General features: G+C 37.2%; 1 protein-coding gene. It reads left to right on the top strand.

All coding sequences use genetic code 11. The features are described from left to right. Window positions 1–139 precede the first annotated feature (139 nt). On the top strand, window positions 140–1,381 hold the full coding sequence (locus IV87_RS10790) for an ISL3 family transposase (RefSeq protein WP_063697918.1): 1,242 nt from the start codon (window positions 140–142) through the stop codon (window positions 1,379–1,381). Window positions 1,382–1,439 lie beyond the last annotated feature (58 nt).

Raw genomic sequence — 1,439 nt, 5'->3', positions numbered from 1 at the left:
GGGTCTACACTTTCTGGTATTGGTGAATAACTAATACCGGTTTTTTGTCTGTTTTGAAAATCAGAAAAATAAAAAAGGACATCTGTCCTCTTTGTGCTACGATTTAATCGCCAAAACAAATCGAAAAGAGGAAATTCAGATGTCCCTAACTAATTCTATCTTATGCTTATTCGAAATAACAGACCCAAACTTAATTGTCACTGGTATTTCTAAAGAACGGTGCTCCACAAACCAACGTATTCATGTCGTCCATGCAACTTTGTCTTATCAACTTTTAAAGTGCCCACATTGTGGCCATAAAAGCTTAATTAAAAACGGAACTCACATGAGTCACCTGCGTTTAGGAACCTTATCCGGTGGTCGTTACGAAATGCATTTAAAACGTCAAAGATACCAATGTAAAGATTGTTCAAAAACCTGTGGTGCTAAAACTAAGTTGGTTAATCGTAACGAAACTTTCACACATAATATCAAACATCAAGTGATCGTTTTGGCACGCGATATGTTGACGAGTAAAGAAATTGCTAAACTTTGTGGAATTTCGCCAAGCAGTGTTCAACGAATCCTAAATGCCAATATTCACTTAGCCTATCGTGTTAAACATCTCCCAGAGAATCTTTGCTTTGATGAATTTCGTTCCTGTAATCACTGGATGTCCTTTAATTGTTGCGATGCCGTTAGTCATCGCCGAATTGTTACTTTAAAAGATCGGCTAAGTAAAGATATCATTGACTACTTTGAAGCTCGTTTTTCGGTTCAAGAACGTGCCCAAGTTCAATCAGTGACGATTGACATGAATGCTGAATATGGCAGCTTCATTCATCGCTTATTTCCCAATGCGGCCACGATTATCGATCGTTTCCATATTATTCAACTGGCTGGGCGTGCCTTAGATAATGAACGCACGCAGACCATTCGTACTATCCAAGATAAGCATTCACGAATTTATCATATTTTAAAATCTCAATGGCGTTTATTTCATCTTGATGAAATAAAAGTTAATGATTCTAAGGCTGTTTATTTACGCGGAATTAACGAGTATATGACGCAACAAAACGCCATTGATTTAGCTCTAGACGCTTTTCCCAGATTTAGATCTGTGTATCAAACCTATCAAGGTATCTTAAGTGCCATACACCAAAAGGATGCTAATGCGTTCCAATCCTTACTTACTAACTACCAACCCACTAGTAATCAAATGGACATAACGATCAACACGTTTATCAAAAATGGTTCAGCCCTTCTAAACAGTTGTCGTTATCCATTTTCCAACGGTCCAATTGAAGGACTTAATCGTAAAATCAAGGCATTAAAGCGTAACTGTTTTGGTTTTCGAAATATTGACAACTTCTTTATCCGGATTAGTTTAATTCATGAGTAAACAAAAAGCACATTCACCGAAGTGAATGTGCCGTTCAAAATCTCCACCAATACGATTT

Origin of the sequence: Pediococcus ethanolidurans (assembly GCF_001437405.1) — a bacterium.
GTDB classification, from domain to species: domain Bacteria; phylum Bacillota; class Bacilli; order Lactobacillales; family Lactobacillaceae; genus Pediococcus; species Pediococcus ethanolidurans.
The sequence above is the reverse complement of the archived record's forward strand: the minus strand, read 5'-3'. Positions and strand labels throughout refer to the sequence as shown.

Excerpts from the sequence above, each read along its gene's own strand:
- IV87_RS10790 (WP_063697918.1), top strand. The coding sequence starts at position 140 with ATGTCCCTAACTAATTCTATCTTATGCTTATTCGAAATAACAGACCCA.